The organism is Oleiphilus sp. HI0066 (assembly GCF_001635725.1).
Window position 1 is genome coordinate 1 of the sequence record NZ_LWFH01001178.1, and the last position, 21,706, is coordinate 21,706.

Here is a 21,706-nt window from a genome sequence, read left to right on the forward strand (position 1 = left end):
TGAAGTTCTTTAACAACCATGGGATGTTAAGCGTGGATGACCGTCCTACATGGCGTGTGCTTACTGAAGGCTCGGCCGCGTACGTGAAAGAGATTATCAAGCCTTTCGAACAAAACATTCGTTTAAACACGCCGGTGAAAAAAATCGAACGAAATGCGTCGAATGTCGTGATTCATTCAAAAGACGGTGCTGAAGAATTTGATCAAGTGATCTTGGCATGTCATAGCGACCAAGCGCTTAGCATGCTTGAGTCGCCGACTCCGCAAGAAGAAGAAATTTTAGGTGCGATTCCGTATCAAGATAATGAGGTGGTATTGCACACAGATACCACTTTGATGCCAAAGCGAAAGCTTGCATGGGCCGCGTGGAACTACCATATTCCGCAGCGTTGCTCTGAGCACGCTATGGTGACGTACAACATGAATATTCTTCAGAACTTTACCGATGCGGATCAAACCTATCTCGTTACGCTTAATCGCAGCGACGAAATAGATGAGTCTAAGGTGATTGAACGATATAACTATGCACATCCGGTCTTTACTCAAGACGGGGTGGCTGCGCAGGGTAGACACTCTGAGATTAGCGATGTGAACCGTACTCACTATTGTGGTGCGTATTGGTTGAATGGCTTCCATGAAGACGGCGTGAATAGCGCCTTGCGTGTCGTTGAGCGCTTTGGGATTCATCTCTAATGTCAACGCGTGAGTTGAAGAGTTGCCTATATCATGGCCACATTCGGCATCGTAGGTTCGAGCCGATTTCACATGCTTTTAAGTACAGTATGTTTATGTGGTATCTCGATTTAGACGAGATTGATGAGGTAACCAAAAAACTCTGGTTCTTTCGTTTAGGAAAGCTTGGTATCGCGAGCTTTGATCGTAGCGATTACTTCAATCAGAGTGCTGATCATCAAGATGACGATTTAAAGCAATGTGTCATTAGAAAAGTAAATGCCTTTTACACGTTGAACCAGCGACAAGCTCCAATTATCCAGTCAGTTCGCCTACTTGCGAACGTTCGTTATTTCGGGGTGATTTTTAACCCTGTTAGCTTTTACTACTGCTTTGATGAGAATGAGCAGCTAACTTCGATATTGGCTGAAATTACTAATACGCCATGGGATGAGCGTCATAGTTACGTCCTCCCGATTGCTGACGGTAAGTTAGATTATCAGACCTTTGATGATGCAGTGATTGAAGTAGAACAACTTCGTGAGACGGTCAGCCGATTTTCGTTTTCTAAAGCCTTCCATGTTTCGCCGTTTAACCCAATGAACATGGAATATAACTGGGTATTCAAAACGCCGGGAGAAGGTTTGTCGGTACATATGGATAACACCATAGAACGAAGCGATGCTTCCGTTGAAAAGCACTTTGATGCCACGATGGGCTTGCACAAAGAAGGCTTAGAACATGGTTTCAATCGATTGCTTAAGCAACCTCTTATGACAGTTAAAGTGGTGCTTGGCATATACTGGCAAGCGTTGAAGTTATGGATCAAACGTAGTCCATTTTATGATCACCCTGAATCTGTCAGTGATAATCAACACAACAATAATGCGAATTCAGCCCTTTAAGGTGGGGAGTTTATTATGAACACACAGCACGTTAATGCCTATCCTCAGGGGCGCCGTTTTAGCTTCCAGTCTATTGCTAAGAAAGCAGTGTTATCACAGCTTAAGGCTTTGCATACTGGAACACTGAGTATTATCGATAACGGCCAGACTTATCGTTTCGGAAACGACAATAACGCTGATTTGATTGCCGAATTACATGTGAACGACGCGTCGTGTTATGTAGATATTATGACCGGCGGAAGTATCGGTGCTGCCGAGAGCTATATGACTGGCGATTGGTCGACGCCAGATTTAGCAAAGTTAGTGCGCTTGATGGTGCGCAACATGGATATTTTAGATGGTATGGAAGGGGGCTTTGCGGCCTTATCTAAGCCTGCTCTGAAAATCTTGCACCGCATGAACCAGAACACCGAAAAAGGCTCAAAACGTAACATTGCTTCACACTATGATTTGGGTAATGACTTTTTTGAAGCGTTTTTAGATCCAAGCATGATGTACTCGTCAGCAATTTTCCCAACTGAAGAATCGAGTTTGGAAGAAGCACAGCAATTCCGCTTAAAACGGATCTGTGAGCAACTACAGCTTAGTGAGCAAGATCATGTTGTTGAGATTGGAACAGGTTGGGGCGGCTTTGCGATCTACGCAGCAACACATTACGGATGTAAAGTTACGACGACCACGATATCGAAAGAACAATACGCGCTAGCCTGTGAAAGAGTTAGAGCAGCAGGCTTAGAGGATAAAATAACGCTTCTGCTTGAAGACTACAGAAATCTTGAGGGCACGTTCGACAAACTGGTATCGATTGAAATGATTGAAGCGGTTGGCTGGAAGTATTACAACACATACTACGAGACTTGCTCGCGACTTCTTAAGCCTACCGGTTTGATGTTGATTCAGGCAATTACGATTGCCGATCAACGTTATGACCGCGCGCGAAAAGATGTTGATTTCATTCAGCGTTATATTTTTCCTGGTAGCTGTATTCCTTCTATTACCGCATTAACACAGGCGATGCGAGATAGTTCAGACTTACGCATGGTTTCTCAGTTTGATTTCGCAGAACACTACGCAAGAACGCTATCTGCTTGGAATGAGGCCTGTAAGCGAGAGAAGGCAAAGATTACTGAGCTTGGTTACAGTGAGACATTTCAGCGAATGTGGGAGTTTTATTTGTGTTACTGTGAGGGCGGTTTTGCGGAACGTTCAATCGGTGTATCTCATCTAGTCTATGCTAAACCAGAGTTTCGAGATGAGGCCGTGGTTTAATTGAGGCAAATATGGCTGAGATAACAGCAACTCAAGGTTCCAGTGTTCGCGCTGACTATGCAACAAAGCATGTCATTGTAAATGCTGTGTTGTTTCAGTGTCTCTGGTTTGCTGCGATTCTAGAGGGCTGGCAGATAGCGCTAGCTCCTCTTGCTGTATTGCTTGCACATTTCTTTTTTGTTGTTCGAAATCGCAGCACATATGTGGCTTGTGCGGTCGTTATTTTATTTGGTTGTATCGCTGACAGCATTTTGGCTGATCTAGGTTTATATACATTCCCTAAAGATAACTTTTTACTACTTGGTTCTATGCCATTGTGGTTGTGTTTTATGTGGGTGGGATTTGCAGCGAGCCTCCCTCTGTCTTTGCGATGGTTACATACTTCTCCTTGGTTATTGATCGCTTTTTTCGCCATCGGTGGGCCAATGTCCTATTACGCGGGACATAAACTTGAGGCGTTAACGTTTTCGATCGAGCATTTACCGATTATTGCGGCTCTATGGCTAGCCGTTGGGTGCGTCGTATTAATGCTTAATCAGCGTCGACAAGCTTTCGTTTAAGTGACGTAGTTCCATATTAAATAGTCCGACTATTTCGATTCTACGTAATCTCTAACGTTGAATAAGAAGAGTATAGAGATGACTTTTTTATTTCGAAGAACAAAATTCCTTTTTCTGTTGATGCTTGGTGCAGTCTATACGTCTGTGGCTTTTGCAGATCAACTTAGATTCATCGGCAAAGCTTATGATATTGATAGCAACGAGCTGTTGTACGTTGAACGTCATTATGTAGAGCTCTCAAAGCAAGGCGAGTATGTTCAATCGCAAGTCATTTATGAGGGAGCGCAAGGTCAGCGTATTGCCGAGAAAGCGCTTAATTTTTCGGGAGCTTCATCCTTACAGCCCTATCTTCAATTCGAACAATTTAATAGCGATATTCGCTATGAAACGACTTCGATGCGCGACGCCCTGTTCCTAGACAGTAGTGGTGAGAGAACGCGTTTTAGTTTGTCAGATTCGGGGCTGCCACTGGTTGTTGATAGTGGCTTCGATCGAATGGTGATCGAAAACTGGGATGACTTGGTATCCGGTCAAACTATCGAGTTTGAGTTCTTGGCTCTGAGCCGAAGTTCTACAGTCGGTTTTGAATTGAGCCGTGTGTCGCTATCGGGTGACAGTGTGCGTCTGCAGATTCAACCTTCAAATTGGGTCATTAACTTGTTAATGGACCCTATCGTTTTGGATTATTCGCTCGATACACAAAGACTTTTGCGTTACGAAGGGCTAACGAATATATACGCCCCTGAAGTTGATGCAAATTATTCGGCGATTATTTTGTACGAATATGAAGAACCGCATCATATTGCAGATCGAGAGGCGTTAGATATTACGCCTACCAGTGTCGTGAATTAGATTTTCTAAGCACAAGGCTGAATAGAGAGAAGTTATGATAACGCTACGAATAATTGGTGTTTTATATTTGTTGAGTGGTTTGTGGTGCCTATTTCAGTATGAGCCTGCCGCGCAATATTTAGGCTTTGATTTAGCGACCAGTCTTGCTGCATCTGAATTTATGAGCGTTTATGGTGGATTACAGATTGGTCTTGCGCTGGGAATGTTTATTGGTGCGTCGATAAAAGCGGCGGAGTTTGGAGCACTGTTAATGGCCTTGCTTGTTTCGGTAAGTTTGGCGTGCGCACGCGTGCTCAGTTTTGTGGTACACCCTGATGCGCTCGTTCAGTCGGGCGCATGGATGTTGGCAGCACTAGAAATCACCATTGCGGTCTGCCTAGGGTGGGCTTTTCGTCGGTATCAGCGTGCAGCCTCATAGGCTGTTGAACAACATCAATTCACCCGGGTGAGCATTTAAGTACATACAGTTATCTATCCACTCGATCGGATGACGTCTAAAGTGATGTTTCAATAGTACGATCGGCACGATCAGGGGTAAGATCCCGTCTCGATACTTCAGAATCGTATCTACTAACTCCGCTTTGTCTTCCTTGTCCAAGTTGTTTTTCAGGAAACCTTGAAGGTGCTGCAGTACGTTTACGTGATTCTTTCTGGTCGCACGTATTTTAAGGATGCGCATCATTTCAACGAAGTAACATTCAGATAGCGACTCCACTTCTTGTTTGTTGCCGCCACCTAACATCGTTCCTAGAGCACGAGTTCGGTCTTGGTCATGAGCTAAGAGAGAGTATTTGTAGGCGGCATGAAACTCGAGCAGCTTCTTCATGGTTAATCCGCTTTCTATCATGTCTTGCCAGTCTCGGTAGACATAAACACGTTTGATAAAGTTCTCGCGCAAAACGGCATCGCCCAATCGGCCTTCTTCTTCTACAGGTAGATTAGGGAAGTTCTTCAGCAGAACTTCCGCATACAAACCCGCACCAATTCGCTCGGGTACCAATTGCTTCGGATTTTTCCCTTTGTAGACCTTAACGCGTTCCATACCGCAACTAGGTGAGTCCTTCTTTAAGATGTATCCGCACAAATCTTTATGCCAACCTTTCTGCTGTTCAGCGACATCACGTAACGCGATAGAAACGTCATGATCATCAGTCTTTGTGCCTACCGCATGAATACCATCTTCACGTTCAACGAGACGAATCGTTTCTCGAGGGGTTCCAAGGCCAATAGCCATTTCTGGGCAGAAAGGACGAAAAGTAAAATATTGGCCAAGCGTATTAGAGATGTATGAGTGGTGTTTGTGGCCGGTATCGAAACGAACCTTTTCTCCAAGCAAACAGCTACTAATTCCAATCAAAATACGTTCTTTATCTGGAAAGATTTGTTGATCAGGCATTCGAAATTCCAATTTGAAATAGAGAATTTGTATACGCAACTAAAGTAGCAAAGGATTGGAATATGAGAAACATAAGCCTTTGCGAAAACGCGTGCTCAGACTCATGTTTCTATTGATTACCTCATTGCTCTGCTAAGGCTGGTGCTTCGCGTTTGCCACGGAATTTGCGCCATTTTGCACTGGTATTAGCGCCTAGCACGAGAAGTGCAGGAGTGAGTAACAGGGTGAGAATAGTCGCAAAGCCTAGACCGCCGGCTATCGCGCTCGACAATTGACGCCACCATTGTGTCGATGGGGCACCGAAGCTAATGTCGCGTCCAATAAAGTCGATGTTCATTGCCATAACCATAGGAATTAGTCCTAGAATAGTGGTGCCGGCTGTGAGCAATACTGGGCGTAAACGAATTTCGCCAGTTGCCAAAGCCGCATCGAATGGCCGGTAACCGTCTTTGATGTAAGCGTTATAGGTGTCGATCAATACAATGTTGTTATTCACGACAATGCCCGCGAGTGCGATGATTCCGAGTCCTACCATAACTACGCCGAATGGTTGCGCGGTAATCAGCAAGCCAAGCAGTACACCGAAGGTTGAGAACACGATGGCACTCAGAACTAAGAAGCTCTGATAGAAGCTATTAAACTGAATCACTAAGATTAGAAGCATCAAGAAAATCGCGAGAATGAAAGCGGTTCCCAAGAAAGTCATTGTTTCTTGTTGGTCTTGCTGTTCACCTTTTAACTTGAAACGTACGTCAGGTTGAAAAGACTCTCCCTCAATTGAGGCAAAGAGTTCTTGGATCTTATCTGTCGGCAGAAGTCCTTCTTCCACTTCAGACTGCAAAAGAACCGCACGGCGGCTATCTGCACGTTTGATTGTGCCGGTTTTTGGAGCAGGTTTTAAGTGTACAAAGTTCCCAAGTGGAACCATTCCCACATTGGTTTGAATACGAAGGCTCTGCAAAGCTTCTAGTGTTCGTTTCTGAGATGGGAAGCGGATGTTGATATCGACTTCTTCATCAGTGTCATCTGGACGATATTCTGCAACCTTAACGCCATTAGTAAGAAGCTGGATGGCGGTACCAATTAATACGATATCTGCGCCTGCGCGAGCAGCGCCTTCGCGATTAACTTCCATTTGCCATTCTATGCCAGGCAGCGCGCGGTCATCTTCAATATCTTTGAAGCCACCTAGTTTCGCCATATGCGAGCGCAGTATTTCGATCGTTTGATCGATATGCTCTGGGTAAATTGCTGATACCTGAATTTGAATCGCTTTACCGCCTGAAGGGCCGTTATCAGCTTTACGAAACTCTAGTTTTACACCAGGAATATCTTTGGTTTTTTCAGCCATTTCAGCAAGAATGACACTCGCGGTGCGTCTTTCGTCCCATGGAATAAACTGGAAATCCACAGAGCCAATGACGTCTTCTGCCATTTGATCTTGTGCTCGATTAAAGGATCTCGCATAGACAGACTTGAGTTCTGGCATATTGAAGAAATTGCGTTCAACCTCCTTCAACAGCGCATCTTTTTCATAGATTGAGAGATCTCCGCGTGCCGATACCAGAACTTTTGCGTTATCCGGTTCTACGTCAGGGAAAAACTCGACACCTTTGCCAAAACTGCCATAAGCAATCATGATTGCGACGACGATAGAGATATTACCTAACAGCGTTAAGAGCGGTCTTTTAAGTAGTGCTCTTAGGACTTTTGAATAAGCCAAGGTGAAGCGATTATCAGATTGTGCTTCTTCGCTTTTTATTTTGCTGCCACCAAGTGAAGCACCAAGAACTGGCAAGAAGAGTAGGGCGACCACGAGAGACGCACACAAACAAATAATGACCGTAATGGGTAAGAATTTCATGAATTCGCCCACCACGCCAGGCCAAGCGATCAAAGGTAGAAACACTGCTAAAGTCGTTGCTGTTGACGCAATAATGGGCCATGCCATTCGACGCGAAGCTTTAGAGAATGCTTTGTCTGAACTTAAGCCTGCTTCTTGATTTCGAGACGCTAATTCCGTAACAACGATGGCGCCATCGACTAGCATCCCCACTACCAAGATCAAGCTAAAGAGCACAACAATATTAAGCGTAAGCCCCATAAAATTAATGATCAGAATACTACTCAGGAAGGAGGCTGGAATAGCAAGGCCAACTAGAATTGATGAGCGTAAGCCGAGTGCGCCAACAATAACGATCATCACCATGATGATGGCACTAATGACGTTGTTTTGAAGGTCTTCGAGCATCGTGATGATATCTTTAGACTTGTCAAGAATGACGTTGTACTCGAGCGTTTCGGGCCAGTATTGTTCCTTCTCGGCAATAATGGCTTTTATCTCTTCGGTAACAGCAATAATGTTTGCGCCGAGGCGTTTTTTAACCTCAAGAGTGAGTGCTTGCTTACCATTTACTCTGGCGAAACCGTTAGGGTCTTTGAAGGTTCTTTTGATGCTTGCGACATCGCGGAATGGCACAACGGTGCCGGCTTCAACTTTAATGGGCATCGACATTATGTCATCGAGATCTTCGATGACGCCCGAGACTTTCATTACTTGGCGTCCAGCACCATTATCAATGGCGCCTGCCGCGACAAGACGATTATTTCGAGAAACAACGTTCAGCACGCTTTCAAAATCGATACTGTAAGTTTCAAGAATGAGGGGGTCGACAATAACTTCTAGCAATTCTTCGCGCTCACCGGCGATATCGACTTCTAACACACCACCTAAGGCTTCAATGTCGTCACGCAAGTCACGGGCAATTGCAAGCAAGTTTCGTTCGGGTAACGCGCCCCCTAAACTAATGCTCATGACGGGGAAGAGTGCGACGTTAATTTCGTTTACTGTCGGCTCATCACTACCTTCGGGGAGCTTAGATTTAGCTCGATCGACCTTTTCTCGCACATCATCTAGTGCTGCATCGCCATCAAATCCAGCATCGAACTCTAGCGTGACAGAAGCGTGTCCTTCGCCAGCGATAGAGGTCATTTCTTTTACGCCCTCTATTGATTTGAGCTCTTTCTCCATCGGACGCACGAGCAATCGCTCTGCATCTTCGGGAGAAATGCCTTCATAGGTCATGGATACGTAGATCCATGGAATAGGGATATCTGGCTCAGACTCTTTAGGTATTGAGTTGTAAGAGGCGATACCTGCGATGAGCAGGAAGAACAAAATTAGCAGTGCGGCACGTTGACGACGAATCGCCCAGTCGACGACATGAGATTTATGCTCGCCCTGAGAGCTAGCAGCGCTTAAATCGGTTTTTGCGATCATGCATCGACCTCAGTGTCTGCGTCGACATTGGTTTCGATTTGTCCTTCAATAGCGATATCGACCGTTTGTCCCTTTGCAACAAAAGCCTGTCCGACAACGATTAGATTAAGGTTTTCTGGTAGGCCTGATAACCAAACGCCATCGCTATCATTTTTGATAATCTCAACCACATAGCGAACTACTTGATTGCTCTCATCAACAGCATTTACATAAATGCTGCCATCAGCAGCTAAGCTCAAAATTGATGATGAGACTTTGTGCGCAAGAATGTCTCCGAGCTGTAGTCGAACGCGCGCACTTTGGCCAAGACGAGGGTTGCTCTTTGACTGTGCAGTCGCTTCGATTCTAAATGTTCGTGTTGCTGGGTCCGCTTGGCTTGAGATGTATGAAAGTTGCCCTTCAATTGTTGTTCCGTCTAAAAGGTCAGCGTTGACAGTTTGTCCAAGCTTAATCTTGGAAACATGTTGTTGAGGTACACGCGCTATGATTTTAATATGCTGGTCGTCAATCAAGTCGATGAGTGGGTCGCCGGCTTGAACATAATCACCTAACTCCACATGGCGATAGTTAGCGATGCCCTCAAATGCCGCGCGAATGCGCGTATGGCCAAGTTCAACGGTTATTTGCTCTACCGATGATTTGGCTGCTGCAAGATTTGCTAAGGCTTGTTCGAGTTGATTTCCTGAAACGAGTTTTCGTTGTTTTAACTGTTGCGCTGCTTTTAGCTCTGCTTCACGTAGCTTTAGTTCTGCTTGGGCTTGTTCGAGGCGCGCTTGTCGATCTGAAATGTCGATATTGAGCATGACTTGATTTTGCTGAACACGCGTTCCGCTCTCGACGCCAATGTTGGTAATGCTGCCATGAGTTTCAGCTTTCACAGTGATCGCACGAGCCGGTTCGATGTCGCCTTGTAGGGTAATAATATCGGCAACAGTTTCGGCAACCATTGGACGAACCGTGACTTTAAATAATTCTTTTGGTGTTGTTTGTTCTTCAGATGCGAATTCATTAACTTGCGTAGCTGGCTGATTCGATGAGCCAGAAAAAAGCCAACCTAGAACTGCGATGCTGAGGCCAAGTGCAATAAGTACAGAACGATTCATTGTTATCCTAGAGCTAGTTTATTGTATTAAGGGAAGAGTGCGTGATACGAAAGCGGTCTAGTCTGACGCAAATGGTCAACTAATCCAATTGGTCTTTCCTTTTATTGGTGTTAAGTTGTGCCTTTAATAATGAAAAACGAGACCTTTGTGGCACTTCAGTTAGCACGTATTCACGTTGAGAATTTACGGCTCCGAACCTTTATCGGTTTCAATCAAGAAGAGCTCATAAAGCAACAAGATGTGGTGATTAATCTTTGGATTGATTATCCCGCGCATACGGCCTGTTATAGTGATGACCATCATGACGCGTTAGATTATAAAGTCATTACCAAAGCCGTGATTAATCTTGTCGAAAAGGGACATTTCAAACTTCTCGAAAAGCTATGTTCAGATATTCTTGATATCATTATGGCTCACGCGAATGTACAAATAGCTCAGGTAAAGGTCGAAAAGCCACATGCCTTGCGTTTTGCTGATTCTGTTTCTGTTACTCTAAGTGCGACTCAACATGTCTAACATTACTCGTTTACTTCAGCTTCTTTTTATTTTGAGTCTTACCGTTATTTCTGGATGCTCTACAACGACCTCAAATGTTCATGATGTCATGAAAGAGGTTGACCGTTCTGATTTGTCCTACATCAATATAGCTGTCACTGGGGCGGAGATCCAAACGGCTTTGCAAGACAGTGGTCGTCTATTTGAATTGCATCATCGAAGCGCTGAAGTGTTGAATCTGATTCAAGACGTGGTTCGTTATTATGGCTTCAACTTGGTGGACGAAGACGAGGCGGATTTTGTTCTCGATATCCAGCAAGCATTGCCGGACGGCGGAGCATGTGTTCATGGCATGGAATCCTTTCGCGACAACTTTACCTACTCTACTTCAGTGCTAACGTTGGGGATTGTTCCAGCGAAAGGTGCGCATTGTATTGTGATTACAGCCGGACTCTACACAGAGTATGTCGACGATAGTACCGCGATCGGTGAATTTATCTCGAATACCGGCTGGGTGAGAATTTACGCCGGTGTTGGTGAAATTGATAATTATCGCAAGACGGTGACTAAGCGTGACGAAATTCGGGCGCTTGAAGCCTCAGCAGCCGGACTTTTAAATCTGTTGATTGAAGAAGGCGCCTTCAAATAATAGGTCTTGGCTTGTGTTATGCCTTAAATGCAAAGCAACCTAGCGCGCTAGGTACTATATAAAGCGATATCTTCTTATCACTAAGTTAAAAGCAGCTTTTTATCTTGCTTATTTTCATCAAAATGCAAAAAACTTGAACTACACTAGTGGCCTAAATTTTGTACGCTATGTGTGAATTGATAGTTATTTTCAATATATTTCTGTAGAATACGCGGTCAATTTTTGCCTAAGGGCGCGACGATCAAAAGTTGTCCGATGCCTGAACTGGTTTTTTCTACCGATACAATTTGGGGAATGCATGTCTAATAAAATTATCTATACCAAAACCGATGAAGCGCCGGCGCTTGCTACCTACTCGCTCCTACCTATTCTAAATGCCTTTACTTCTGCTGCAGATGTCAGTGTCGAATCAAGTGATATCTCACTTGCTGCTCGAATCCTTGCAGCTTTCCCAGAGAACTTAAAAGAAGAGCAACGCGTTCCAGATGCGTTGAAAGAGTTGGGCGAACTAACACTTAAGAAAGAAGCAAACATCATTAAGCTTCCAAATGTGAGCGCGTCTATTCCTCAGCTAAAAGCAGCTATTGCGGAGCTTCAATCTCAAGGTTTTGATTTACCTGCATACCCAGACGAACCAAGTTCTGATGAAGAAAATGACATTCAAGCACGTTATGCAAAAGTGCTTGGAAGCGCGGTAAACCCTGTATTACGTGAGGGGAACTCTGATCGAAGAGCGCCAAAAGCGGTTAAAGCGTATGCACGCAAAAATCCTCACTCAATGGGTAAGTGGAGCCAGGCGTCACGCACGCACGTAGCGCACATGTGGGATAACGACTTTTACCATAACGAGAAGTCTACGATTATTGATAAAGCTTGTAATGTTCGCATTGAGCTTGAAACCAAAGATGGTCAAAAGAAAAATCTCAAAGAGAATCTAGCGCTGCTTGACGGCGAAGTCATCGATGGCATGTTTATGAGTGTGAGAGCGCTATGCGATTTCTTCGAAGCCGAAATGGAAGGTGCGAAACGCGCTAACATTTTGTTCTCGTTGCACGTAAAAGCGACCATGATGAAAGTCTCTCACCCGATCGTCTTTGGCCATGCTGTAAAAGTATATTTTAAAGAAGTCTTTGAAAAGCACGCAGAAACCTTTGAAAAGCTCGGTGTGAACGCGAACAATGGTTTAAGCAATGTTCACCAGAAAATTCAGTCTCTTCCATATTCGCAGCGTTCTGAAATTGAAGAAGATATTCGTAAGTGTTACGAAGATCGTCCTGAACTCGCTATGGTTGATTCAGACAAGGGTATTTCAAACTTACACGTTCCTAGCGACGTGATCGTTGATGCTTCTATGCCCGCAATGATCCGTATCGGCGGTAAGATGTGGGGCACCGATGGTAAGTTAAAAGATACCAAAGCGGTGATTCCAGAGAGTACCTACGCGACTATTTACCAAGAAATTATCAACTTCTGTAAGCATCACGATAACTTTGATCCAGTGACTATGGGCACGGTTCCAAACGTTGGTTTGATGGCTCAAAAAGCAGAAGAATATGGTTCGCACGATAAGACATTTGAGCTTGAAGCAGATGGAACTATTCGTGTTATTGATGATGCGGGCAATGTCTTGCTTTCTCACGATGTTGAGAAGGGTGATATTTGGCGTATGTGCCAGACAAAAGATCTTCCAATCCAAGATTGGGTGAAATTAGCCGTTACTCGTGCACGTGCTAGCGGTATGCCTGCAGTATTCTGGTTAGACCCAGAGCGTCCACATGATGCATCGATGATCTCTAAAGTCGAAATGTACCTGAAGGAACATGATACTGAAGGTCTCGACATCCGTATCCTTTCGCCAGACCAAGCGATTCGCTTAACCATGGAGCGTCTGATTCGCGGTAAAGACACGATCTCAGTGACTGGTAACGTATTACGTGATTATCTAACGGATTTGTTCCCAATTCTTGAATTAGGTACAAGTGCAAAAATGCTCTCTATCGTGCCATTGATGGCTGGTGGGGGTTTGTTTGAAACAGGTGCTGGTGGTTCTGCGCCGAAGCACGTTCAGCAATTCAATGAAGAAAACCATTTGCGTTGGGATTCGTTAGGTGAGTTTTTAGCGATTGCGGTATCACTCGAAGATTTGAGTGACAAAACGGATAACCCTCGCGCGAAAGTGCTTGCAAGTACGCTTGATAAAGCGACTGAAGTCTTCCTTGATGAGAACAAATCACCTTCTCGTAAGGCGGGTGAGATCGATAACCGTGGCAGTCATTTCTATCTTGCTCTGTACTGGGCAGAAGCCTTGGCAGCGCAAGACGATGACGCTGAGTTGAAAGCGAAATTCACTAAGCTCGCAGAGCAGCTTCGCGCAGACGAAGCCAAGATTGTGCAAGAACTACTTGATGTTCAGGGTCAAGAAATCGAGATTGGCGGTTACTACAACCCTGACTTCGAATTGGCTTCAAAAGCGATGCGCCCAAGTGAGACCTTGAATGCAATTTTTGATGAGTTCAAATAAGCGTTAAGACGCTTCATTCATTTGAGGTGAGTCTAATACGAAAAGCCAGTACAGAAATGTACTGGCTTTTTTTTACCTGAAAATTAGAGCTGGGATTAACTTTATAGTGTTCTCTACTTCGAGGTTTGCGTTTCATGTGAAAGTAGTGAGAGAACAGTCTTATGTGTGTTTCAAGCTGGTGCGCCTTGATCACTTGTTGGGCATTATCTACTGCAACGCATTCTACTCTATTTTTGTTATCCCCTTAAGTTGTTGTTTATAAATTGATTTTTTAAACTTTCTAGAGTTGGCAAGCATTCTGCTACGTTTCCTTTGACAGTTAAACAGCACAGTGCGACTAGCTGGAAATTGTCAGGCCTTTCGAGAGAAGGTTTTGAATGAAAGGAACTTTTTTCATGGAAGATTATGGCGGCCCGGGGACTGGCCGCTTTTTTTTGCCTGAAATTTTTAGAATAGCGATCAGTCTTCTCTTTTTTGTTTAGCGCAGTGTTCTTGACTATAACTCCCATGCAAATCACAGCAGGATTGTCATTGTGCGTTTGCGTTCTAAGTTTTTAAGTATTGGCATTTTACTAGCCATCATTCCCGCTTTTTGTCTCAGTGCCTATATTGCATATAGCAGTTATTCGGACGGAAAGTCGGCCATTCATGAGCTTTCAAAGGCTCAACTCACTGCAGTGAGAGAGTCTAAGAAATCCCAAATAGAGCGATATTTTCAAACGATTCAGGATCAAGTATTGAGCTTCTCGAAAGATCGGATGATCGTGAATGCAATGAGAGAGTTCAAGCGGGGGTTTGATGATTATTTATCGCAGCGAACGGGTGACAATGTCGTTCAGCAAAAAGAAAAATTGCAGCAATATTATGAGCAATCCTTCGGTGGTGAGTACGCTGAACGTAATAACGGTCAAAAGGTCAATTCAGCAGCCTTAATGCAAGGCTTAGATGCAGACTCTATTTCTCTACAATACGATTTCATTGCAAACAACACTGAACCTTTAGGGGCCAAAGATGCCCTGATTCAGCTCGATAACAATACGCTCTACAGTAAGTTGCACAAGATCTATCACCCGCCTATTCGCGATTTTCTGCAGCGTTTTGAGTATTTCGATATCTTCTTAGTCACGCCAGATACCGGTGATATCGTTTATTCCGTTTTTAAAGAACTGGATTACTGAACATCTTTATTTGACGGACCTTATGCCAACAGTGGTATCGCACGCGTTTTTACGTAAGCGGTTCAAGCAACGGAGCAAGATTATGTTGTGATCAATGACTTTGCTCCTTATCCACCATCTTATGAGGATCCTGCTGCGTTTATTGCTTCTCCCATTTTTGATGCGGGAGAACTGTTAGGCGTTCTGATTTTTCAGATGCCTATAGATCGTATTAACGCAATCATGACGCATGACCAACAATGGGCAACGACAGGTTTGGGCGAATCGGGTGAAACATATTTGATTGCTCAAGACCGCAAAATGCGCAGCATGAGCCGTTTTTTGATTGAAGATAAAGACGCATATTTAGAGGTACTAGAAACATCGGGTTTAGATGCGCAGACACTCCAATCTATTGCCACTAAGGAAACCAGTATTGGTCTGCAGCCAGTGAACACAAGAGGTGCTGATCAAGCGTTATCTGGTGTTGTAGGATTTGATGTTTTTGATGATTACAGAGGTGTCTCTGTGCTGTCAGCCTACGCGCCGCTCGATATTAATGGTTTGAGTTGGGCGATCATGAGCGAGATCGATGAGGTCGAGGCGTTCGCGAAATCTGAGTCTATGTTTGAATCTTTGATGACGGCTTTAGTTATCGCCTTGTTAGTCGCCGCGGGCATCGCTGTGTGTGTCAGTTTATGGTTTGCTAATCAATTGGTGTCTCCAGTGCCAGTATTTACTGAGCGCTTGCATCGTATTGTGGAGGATGCGGATTTTACACAGCGTGTTGATGTTCGTAGTAAAGATGAGATTGGTGAGAGCTCTGATGCGATTAATCGTTTACTTGAGAGCTTTCAGACAACCGTGGCCTATATGGCAGACACGGCAACGCGTTTGTCCTCATCGTCAAAAAGCTTGCATGCGCAAACTAAAACCAGTTTAGAGGCGAGTGATGCGCAGCATGCGCAAAGCCAATCTATTTCTAGTGCTGCGGTTGAGTTGAATGCCACCTCAAGCGAGGTGGCTGCGAATGCCGAGCAAACTGCATCATCGGGCGCTAAGGCTAGCGAGCTTGCTAAAGAAGGTGCAGGATTGATCGAAAACCGTATTGAAAGCATTCGTGCGCAAGCCAAAAACATCGAGAACATTGATTCTGAATTAGCAGATATGGCCGAGGCGGGAGAGCGCATATCTCAGGTGCTTCAGGTGATTTCTGATATTGCGGAGCAGACCAACTTATTGGCTTTAAATGCAGCTATTGAAGCCGCTAGAGCGGGAGAGCAGGGCCGAGGTTTTGCGGTGGTTGCGGATGAAGTACGTTCGCTTGCACAAAAGACGCACTCTTCAATGGACGAAATTAATGCGACGATTGAGCGTTTGCACCAAAGTATCGACAAAGCTAAAACGGTTACCGCTCAAGGTGTTCGCGAATCAGAGCGCAGCGTAGAGGGAGTAGATAAAATGAGTGATTCCTTCCAAAGCATTGCTGAACAAATTTCTCAAATCCAAGTTATGAACGAGCAAGTTGCGGCGGCCGCAACGGAGCAGTTAGCTGTATTTGAAGATATTTCAAGAAGTATTCACGACGTGAGCGAGCTTTCCACTCAGAGCCAAGCCACTGCAGCAGAAACTGCTAATGAGGCGCAGGTTGTCGATACGATGGTCGATGACCTTAAATCTTATGTTGGAGGGTTTAAAGCTTAGCTATTGGCTTAGCAATAGAACTAACTTAATGAAATCGTTTTTAGTCGCTACGCTCTACGATTCTTAATGCTGATAGGTTTTAGTATTTTTGTAGGATTCTGCATCAAAGTCTGGGTAAGCTTTGGTGCGCATGACAAGAGCAATTGTTTTTTACACTTCAACCCAGGCGGCTTTACATTCTGGACTAAAATCGTCACCCAAACCTTCCGCTAGAGTATTGATTAAGGCATTTCCGACAGGGGTGTAATCATCTATTTTTACCCCGTATTCAATATGCTTTATGGCTAAGTTTTCGAGCACTGGAACTAAGGCATCTAGGTCGTCGAGTGATTTTACGGCAATCTTCAATGTCGACATTAGCTTTTTACCTTGCTCCGTCATATCGCCTTTAAAAAGCGGCTGAAGGCTATGGTCATATTGAAAAAGCTTGCCGTAAAATATTTCGGCTGCTGCGTCAGCAATGGGTTCTACTTTTGCAAAACTTTCTTGTACAGATTTTTTTCTGTGCTTCAGTGATTGCCATCGTGATGCCTCTGAGTGAGTGAAATTGCACTAACGCTAGTCAACACAAATTGAAAGTGCAACTAGTCGCTTAGTCATACACTGAGAGCGCTTTGACTTGCGCCCATACCGACTGACCTTTTTTTAACTGTAGTTTCTTGAGAGATAAAGCTGTGATCAGCGCATGCAAAGTTTGGTCATTGATATCAAGTGTTACCAATACTGACGAGGAGTCAATTGTGGTGTCGATATGTCTGATCGTTGCTGGGATAATATTTTGAATACTTTGTTCTTTGTTATGTCTCAAGCTAATGCTCACATCTTTTGCCGCGACTCTGAGCCTAATATTTTGGCTAGCCTCTAAAGTCTTATCGTTCAAGTACACACATGTTGATGCTGCACTAGATTGATTCTTCAAAAAGACTTTAGCAATTCCGCCTTTTGTGTCGATATCGACTACCTTGCCCTCGAATACCGAAGACAGTTGGTCATGGCTGAATACATCGGTGTGTTCTGCGAATGCGGCTAATGCGGGGCCTTTATGAAGTAATTTTCCATTGCGCATGATGATCAAATCGTCTGCTAATTGTGCGACCTCATCAATGGAGTGGCTGACATACAAAATTGGAGCGGATATGTCGTCTTTTAGCGCTTTTAAAAAATTCAGCATTTCCTGTCTTGAACTACTGTCGAGTGCGGACAGAGGTTCATCCATGAGTATTAGGCTTGGCTGACTCAATAGTGCGCGTGCGATGTTGACGCGTTGTTTTTGTCCGCCTGAAAGTTGCGAGGGGAGTTTGTCGTTAAGCTCAAATAAAGCGCATTTTTCGATAACGCTCGAAAGTGTTTCATCATTTATGTTTACGCGCTGATATTTCAGATTGAATACTAGGTTTTCGTATACAGTTAGATGCGGCAATAGGCGTGCATCTTGGAATATATAGACGAGATTGCGCTGATGGCTTGGTACGAATGTGTTCGATTTTGAGTCTTGCCAGATGATGTCATTGACTAAAACGCGGCCATTTCCTTTTTCAAGTCCAGCTATGCATCTCAGAAAAGTGGTTTTGCCGCAACCCGACGGGCCGAAGATAGCGGTAAGCCCAGAGTTCGACAGTGACTCGTTAATAGTTAAGTGAAAGTTTTCGCGATTGAGGCGCAGATTGATATCGATACTCATGTGCTGCGACGCTCTTTAGAATTCTGTTGAAGATAGGCTAAGCACCAGACAACGCAGAAAGCGAAAATAACGAGCCCTAAGGACAAGGTATGGGCTTGTTCGAAGTTCAATGCTTCCACATGATCATAAATGGCAATTGAAAGTACGCGAGTTTCTTCAGGAATATTTCCGCCAATCATCAAGATCACGCCGAACTCTCCAAGAGTGTGCGCAAAGCTAAGAATTGCCGCGCTGAGAATTCCTGTTTTGCCCAACGGAAGTGCGATGCTCTTGAAGCGAGTAAACGGGCTTGCTCCCATTGTTGCGCCTAGTTCAAGTACGCCTTTATCAATGCTAGAAAATGCGTTGTAAATAGGCTGAACGGCAAAGGGTAAGGAATAGATTATTGAGCCGAAGACGAGCCCCCAAAAAGTAAATACAAGACTGCCAAATCCTAAGGATTCAGTGATGACACCAATCGCTCCATCAGGGCTCAATAGTAGAAGTAGATAAAAACCTAATACTGTTGGAGGTAAAACAATTGGTAGAGTAATGATCGACAGAGCTAGTGGCTTGAGCCGGCTATGTGTTTGGCTTAACCACCAAGCTAGCGGTGTAGCGATGATTAATAGAATTGCCATGCTGATGAATGCAAGGCGCAGGCTTAGCCATATTGTGGACCAATCTGAGATCATTGAGCTTCCGTTAGATACCCAGCTTCGACGATGATGTGTTTCGCTTCATCGCTGTTGAGATAATTAAAAAATTGAAGCGCATGTTGATTATCATGAGCCCGTTTCAATAGGACGGCGTTCTGGCGAATTGGTTGATATAGCTTAGCAGGAACGAGCCAATGTGTATGGGCTTTGTTGGTGATGGTGATTTGAGATTGGGCGATCAGGGCCCAATTGCATGCTTTTGATAAAAAGAACTGCTGTGCTTGTGCGACGGATTGACCTTTAACATGCTTATGAATGCGAACCCCGACTTTTTCTAAGTGCCCGATAACTTCAGCTGCGGCTCGGCCATATGGCGCAACAGCTGGGTTTGCGTATGCAATGCAGTCGAGCTCCCTTGGTGAGTCGAATTCGAATTTGGCGTTTTGCTCGTGCGTCACAAGAACCAATTGCCCAATCGCATAAGTAAACTCAGAATCGTCGACTACGAAAGATGGGGCAAGCGTTGTGCCTACTTCTCCTGCCGAAAGAAATATATCAAACGGAGCACCTCGTGAAATCTGGGAGGTGAGTTTGCCTGTTGATGCAGAAGAGATGCTTAATTTACTTTGGGTATATGCGTTAGACAGCTTTTCAAGCGTTGGTTTGAAGTTCGAAGCTACGGCGATGCGTACTTCCGAGCTAAACGAAACATCCGCAAAGAACGTGAAGAAAACAAGCAGAGTGTAATGTTTTATGCGCATAGAGTGTGTGAGTGCATATGATGACACTTGATTTTAAATTTAAACACTAGCGAATTAGAAGATCTTAGACCACAATTGCCGCGAATTTATTGATCACGAGAAATGTTGTGCGTATCGAATATTGTAAAGTTGAAGATTTGAATTTTGGAGATGATCTAAACGTATGGTTGTGGCCAAAGTTGATACCTGAATGTCTGGGAGTCAAAGATAAGACTGCATTGTTAGGTATTGGCACAATCTTAAATCAGCGCACTTTCGATACGAACCTAGCCGGTGTTGAAAAGGCGTTTATCTTTGGGTCAGGATGCGCAGGTGAGCAGCCGATTATTCCTGATCACTGGAGGGTCTTGTGTGTTCGTGGACCGAAAACCGCAGAGGCTGTTGGCCTTGATTCAACATTAGCTGTTGCTGATCCTGCATATTTATTACGTGCTGTTGAAATGTCTGAGGTCGAGAAACAATATTCTATTGGCTTTATGCCGCACCACAGAAGTGAACGAGACTTAGACTGGAAGCGTGTATGTGACGCGGCAGGTATTCGTTTTGTCTCGGCTAAACAGCCAGTTGAAGATGCTGTGCGCGAAATTCGCTCCTGTGACCTTCTTCTAACAGAAGCTATGCATGGTGCGATCGTTGCAGATGCCTTTCGTGTTCCTTGGGTACCAGTGTTTTACAACCCGACTGTTTCGCATTTCAAATGGCAAGATTTTGCGGCATCAATGCAGATTGATCTCAAACCTGTTTATTTGCCTTTTATCTGCGAGCGTGGCCGAGATACGGGACGTCTTTTTGAGCGCAAACTAAAGGGAGGGGCTGCGCGATTTGGCCTAGGCCCGAAAAAATGGATGAGCTACCCGGTTCCAGTGCGTTATGTGAAAGACTCCGACTATAAACTGCTTGGTGATAAGTTGTTGACCATTGCTAAGACAGAAAGATCTACACTCAGCAGTGATGATGCAGTAGAAACTGCTACTTCTTCGCTACTGGAAAAAGTAGCGCAGTTGAAAGGGGACTATCTTGGACAAAAGTAGACCGTAAAGTAAATGCTCCTTGTATTAATGGATATCCAGTTTTATCTCTGAGACTTTCTCGCCCTTATATTGTGCATAGGTGTTTCGCGCATTTATTCGGAATTTTTCAGTAAGAAACTCATCGTCTGGCGTTCTTATAAATTGGATATTTAGTTTTGGGTATAGGAGAGACAAAGTTTTGAGAGCTGTGCTAATAAAGCCAACTATGCTCGAGACTTTGTATGATGTGATAGAAATTTCAATAGGGCGATCATCTTCAATAAGCTTAAGGTTTGCCAATGATAACCATTTTTGAATATTCTCCTTTGATTCAGCTCTGTGAGGAAAATAGTAAGCTTTACCATTCTTACTTAGCTTTTGAAGGCATTTTAAGTAATAGTCTTCGCTAACGATTCCTGCTTCTACGAGTGGTTGTCCTAATATGCCTGTTGGTGCGTTAGAGTCGCTTGTTATTTTCTTTCTGTAATAGGTCGTTTGAGAGAATCTATTTTCGACGACAGATACATGGGGCGTGGGGCTCAAATCAAACATAGTAAATAGTTCGATTTCATCAAACTGATTCGGCCTGAATTTGGATATTCCGAGCACTCTTAAAAGTAATTCTTTTTCAAGATGAGATTTGGATGATGCTATCCGTGGTTCAAAATAAACACGGTAGTCATTAAGTGTCATGACTCCATCGTCGAAAATGACTCGTTTGTTGTATTTAATATTTGCGATGAGGATATTTTGAAACCAAGCGTTAAATTCGGCATTTAACACCAAGTTATACTGCTCTCCTCGCAAGGCGCGAACTGTTTTATAGGTTTCTCTGAGAGACTTTTCTTTGGTGATAATATAGGTTGCATTCCAAAGCGGATATTCGAGCAGCATGTCCCTGAGCATATTGTTTGATACATCGTTGCCTCCATACTTTACGACTAAAGTTGCCTTACCTATTTTGTAGTACTTAAACGCTTCAGCAGCGCATAACAGTTGTAAGGGAGAGGTGACGATAAATAAAGCAGACTTCATTGTGTTCATTTTTGCTTTT

The 21,706-nt window shown here is 44.1% G+C and carries 20 protein-coding genes; 12 read left to right on the forward strand and 8 right to left on the reverse strand.

All coding sequences use genetic code 11. The annotated features are described in order from the left end of the window. The 6 genes from A3738_RS15765 to A3738_RS15790 all read left to right on the forward strand — a co-directional run. Window positions 1-692, forward strand: a 692-nt coding sequence (locus A3738_RS15765) for an NAD(P)/FAD-dependent oxidoreductase (protein ID WP_197473883.1), incomplete at its 5' end; no start/stop codon positions are given. Further along, on the forward strand, window positions 692-1,576 hold the full coding sequence (locus A3738_RS15770) for a DUF1365 domain-containing protein (RefSeq protein WP_197472564.1): 885 nt from the start codon (window positions 692-694) through the stop codon (window positions 1,574-1,576). The genes A3738_RS15765 and A3738_RS15770, both read left to right, overlap by 1 nt. A 15-nt stretch (window positions 1,577-1,591) precedes the next feature. Continuing rightward, window positions 1,592-2,845, forward strand: coding sequence for a cyclopropane-fatty-acyl-phospholipid synthase family protein (locus A3738_RS15775; protein WP_068480695.1), 1,254 nt, complete (start codon window positions 1,592-1,594; stop codon window positions 2,843-2,845). Window positions 2,846-2,856: 11 nt separating this feature from the next. Then, complete coding sequence (locus A3738_RS15780; RefSeq protein WP_068480698.1) at window positions 2,857-3,405, forward strand: DUF2878 domain-containing protein; 549 nt, start codon at window positions 2,857-2,859, stop codon at window positions 3,403-3,405. Between the two features lie 78 nt (window positions 3,406-3,483). Then, a complete protein-coding gene (locus A3738_RS15785) occupies window positions 3,484-4,257 on the forward strand; it encodes a hypothetical protein (protein ID WP_068480701.1) in 774 nt (257 codons plus the stop codon). A 34-nt stretch (window positions 4,258-4,291) separates the two neighbouring features. After that, window positions 4,292-4,675: a DUF4345 family protein gene (locus A3738_RS15790; protein WP_068473620.1), complete on the forward strand. Its 384-nt coding sequence runs from the start codon at window positions 4,292-4,294 to the stop codon at window positions 4,673-4,675. Here the strand turns inward: A3738_RS15790 and A3738_RS15795 are convergent. The 3 genes from A3738_RS15795 to A3738_RS15805 all read right to left on the reverse strand — a co-directional run bounded on the left by A3738_RS15795 (window position 4,670) and on the right by A3738_RS15805 (window position 10,036). Further along, window positions 4,670-5,653, reverse strand: coding sequence for a DUF523 and DUF1722 domain-containing protein (locus tag A3738_RS15795; protein WP_068480704.1), 984 nt, complete (start codon window positions 5,651-5,653; stop codon window positions 4,670-4,672). The genes A3738_RS15790 and A3738_RS15795 overlap by 6 nt on opposite strands. Before the next feature lie 121 nt (window positions 5,654-5,774). Further along, a complete protein-coding gene (locus A3738_RS15800; protein ID WP_068480707.1) occupies window positions 5,775-8,933 on the reverse strand; it encodes an efflux RND transporter permease subunit in 3,159 nt (1,052 codons plus the stop codon). Further along, complete coding sequence (locus A3738_RS15805) at window positions 8,930-10,036, reverse strand: efflux RND transporter periplasmic adaptor subunit (RefSeq protein WP_068480710.1); 1,107 nt, start codon at window positions 10,034-10,036, stop codon at window positions 8,930-8,932. The genes A3738_RS15800 and A3738_RS15805 overlap by 4 nt, the downstream gene beginning before the upstream one ends. 129 nt (window positions 10,037-10,165) lie before the next feature. On the opposite strand from A3738_RS15805, the gene folX reads away from it, so the two are divergent. From folX to A3738_RS15835, 5 genes are all read left to right on the forward strand, one after another. After that, window positions 10,166-10,552 carry a dihydroneopterin triphosphate 2'-epimerase gene (gene folX / locus A3738_RS15810; protein ID WP_068474961.1) on the forward strand — a complete coding sequence of 129 codons (387 nt, stop codon included), beginning with the start codon at window positions 10,166-10,168 and terminating at the stop codon, window positions 10,550-10,552. Continuing rightward, on the forward strand, window positions 10,545-11,180 hold the full coding sequence (locus A3738_RS15815; protein ID WP_068480713.1) for a hypothetical protein: 636 nt from the start codon (window positions 10,545-10,547) through the stop codon (window positions 11,178-11,180). The genes folX and A3738_RS15815 overlap by 8 nt, the downstream gene beginning before the upstream one ends. Before the next feature lie 298 nt (window positions 11,181-11,478). Further along, on the forward strand, window positions 11,479-13,701 hold the full coding sequence (locus tag A3738_RS15820) for an NADP-dependent isocitrate dehydrogenase (protein WP_068480716.1): 2,223 nt from the start codon (window positions 11,479-11,481) through the stop codon (window positions 13,699-13,701). 533 nt (window positions 13,702-14,234) lie between these two features. Next, complete coding sequence (locus A3738_RS15830) at window positions 14,235-14,879, forward strand: hypothetical protein (protein ID WP_068480723.1); 645 nt, start codon at window positions 14,235-14,237, stop codon at window positions 14,877-14,879. 87 nt (window positions 14,880-14,966) lie between these two features. Beyond that, the gene (locus A3738_RS15835) at window positions 14,967-16,562 is read left to right on the forward strand and encodes a methyl-accepting chemotaxis protein (protein ID WP_068501869.1); all 1,596 of its coding nucleotides are present in this window, start codon (window positions 14,967-14,969) and stop codon (window positions 16,560-16,562) included. Between the two features lie 150 nt (window positions 16,563-16,712). On the opposite strand, the gene A3738_RS32635 is transcribed toward A3738_RS15835, so the two are convergent. The 4 genes from A3738_RS32635 to modA all read right to left on the reverse strand — a co-directional run bounded on the left by A3738_RS32635 (window position 16,713) and on the right by modA (window position 19,642). Further along, complete coding sequence (locus A3738_RS32635; RefSeq protein WP_369819812.1) at window positions 16,713-16,943, reverse strand: globin domain-containing protein; 231 nt, start codon at window positions 16,941-16,943, stop codon at window positions 16,713-16,715. A gap of 211 nt (window positions 16,944-17,154) precedes the next feature. After that, on the reverse strand, window positions 17,155-18,243 hold the full coding sequence (gene modC, locus A3738_RS15845) for a molybdenum ABC transporter ATP-binding protein (RefSeq protein WP_068480731.1): 1,089 nt from the start codon (window positions 18,241-18,243) through the stop codon (window positions 17,155-17,157). Then, the gene (gene modB, locus A3738_RS15850; protein WP_068480733.1) at window positions 18,240-18,917 is read right to left on the reverse strand and encodes a molybdate ABC transporter permease subunit; all 678 of its coding nucleotides are present in this window, start codon (window positions 18,915-18,917) and stop codon (window positions 18,240-18,242) included. Before modB ends, modC begins: the two co-directional genes overlap by 4 nt. Continuing rightward, on the reverse strand, window positions 18,914-19,642 hold the full coding sequence (modA, locus tag A3738_RS15855; RefSeq protein WP_068475041.1) for a molybdate ABC transporter substrate-binding protein: 729 nt from the start codon (window positions 19,640-19,642) through the stop codon (window positions 18,914-18,916). Before modA ends, modB begins: the two co-directional genes overlap by 4 nt. A gap of 107 nt (window positions 19,643-19,749) precedes the next feature. On the opposite strand from modA, the gene A3738_RS15860 reads away from it, so the two are divergent. Then, entirely contained in the window at window positions 19,750-20,673 is a 924-nt protein-coding gene (locus tag A3738_RS15860; RefSeq protein ID WP_068480736.1) for a polysaccharide pyruvyl transferase family protein, read from the forward strand. A gap of 24 nt (window positions 20,674-20,697) precedes the next feature. On the opposite strand, the gene A3738_RS15865 is transcribed toward A3738_RS15860, so the two are convergent. After that, on the reverse strand, window positions 20,698-21,696 hold the full coding sequence (locus A3738_RS15865) for a polysialyltransferase family glycosyltransferase (RefSeq protein WP_068480739.1): 999 nt from the start codon (window positions 21,694-21,696) through the stop codon (window positions 20,698-20,700). Between the last annotated feature and the right edge of the window lie 10 nt (window positions 21,697-21,706).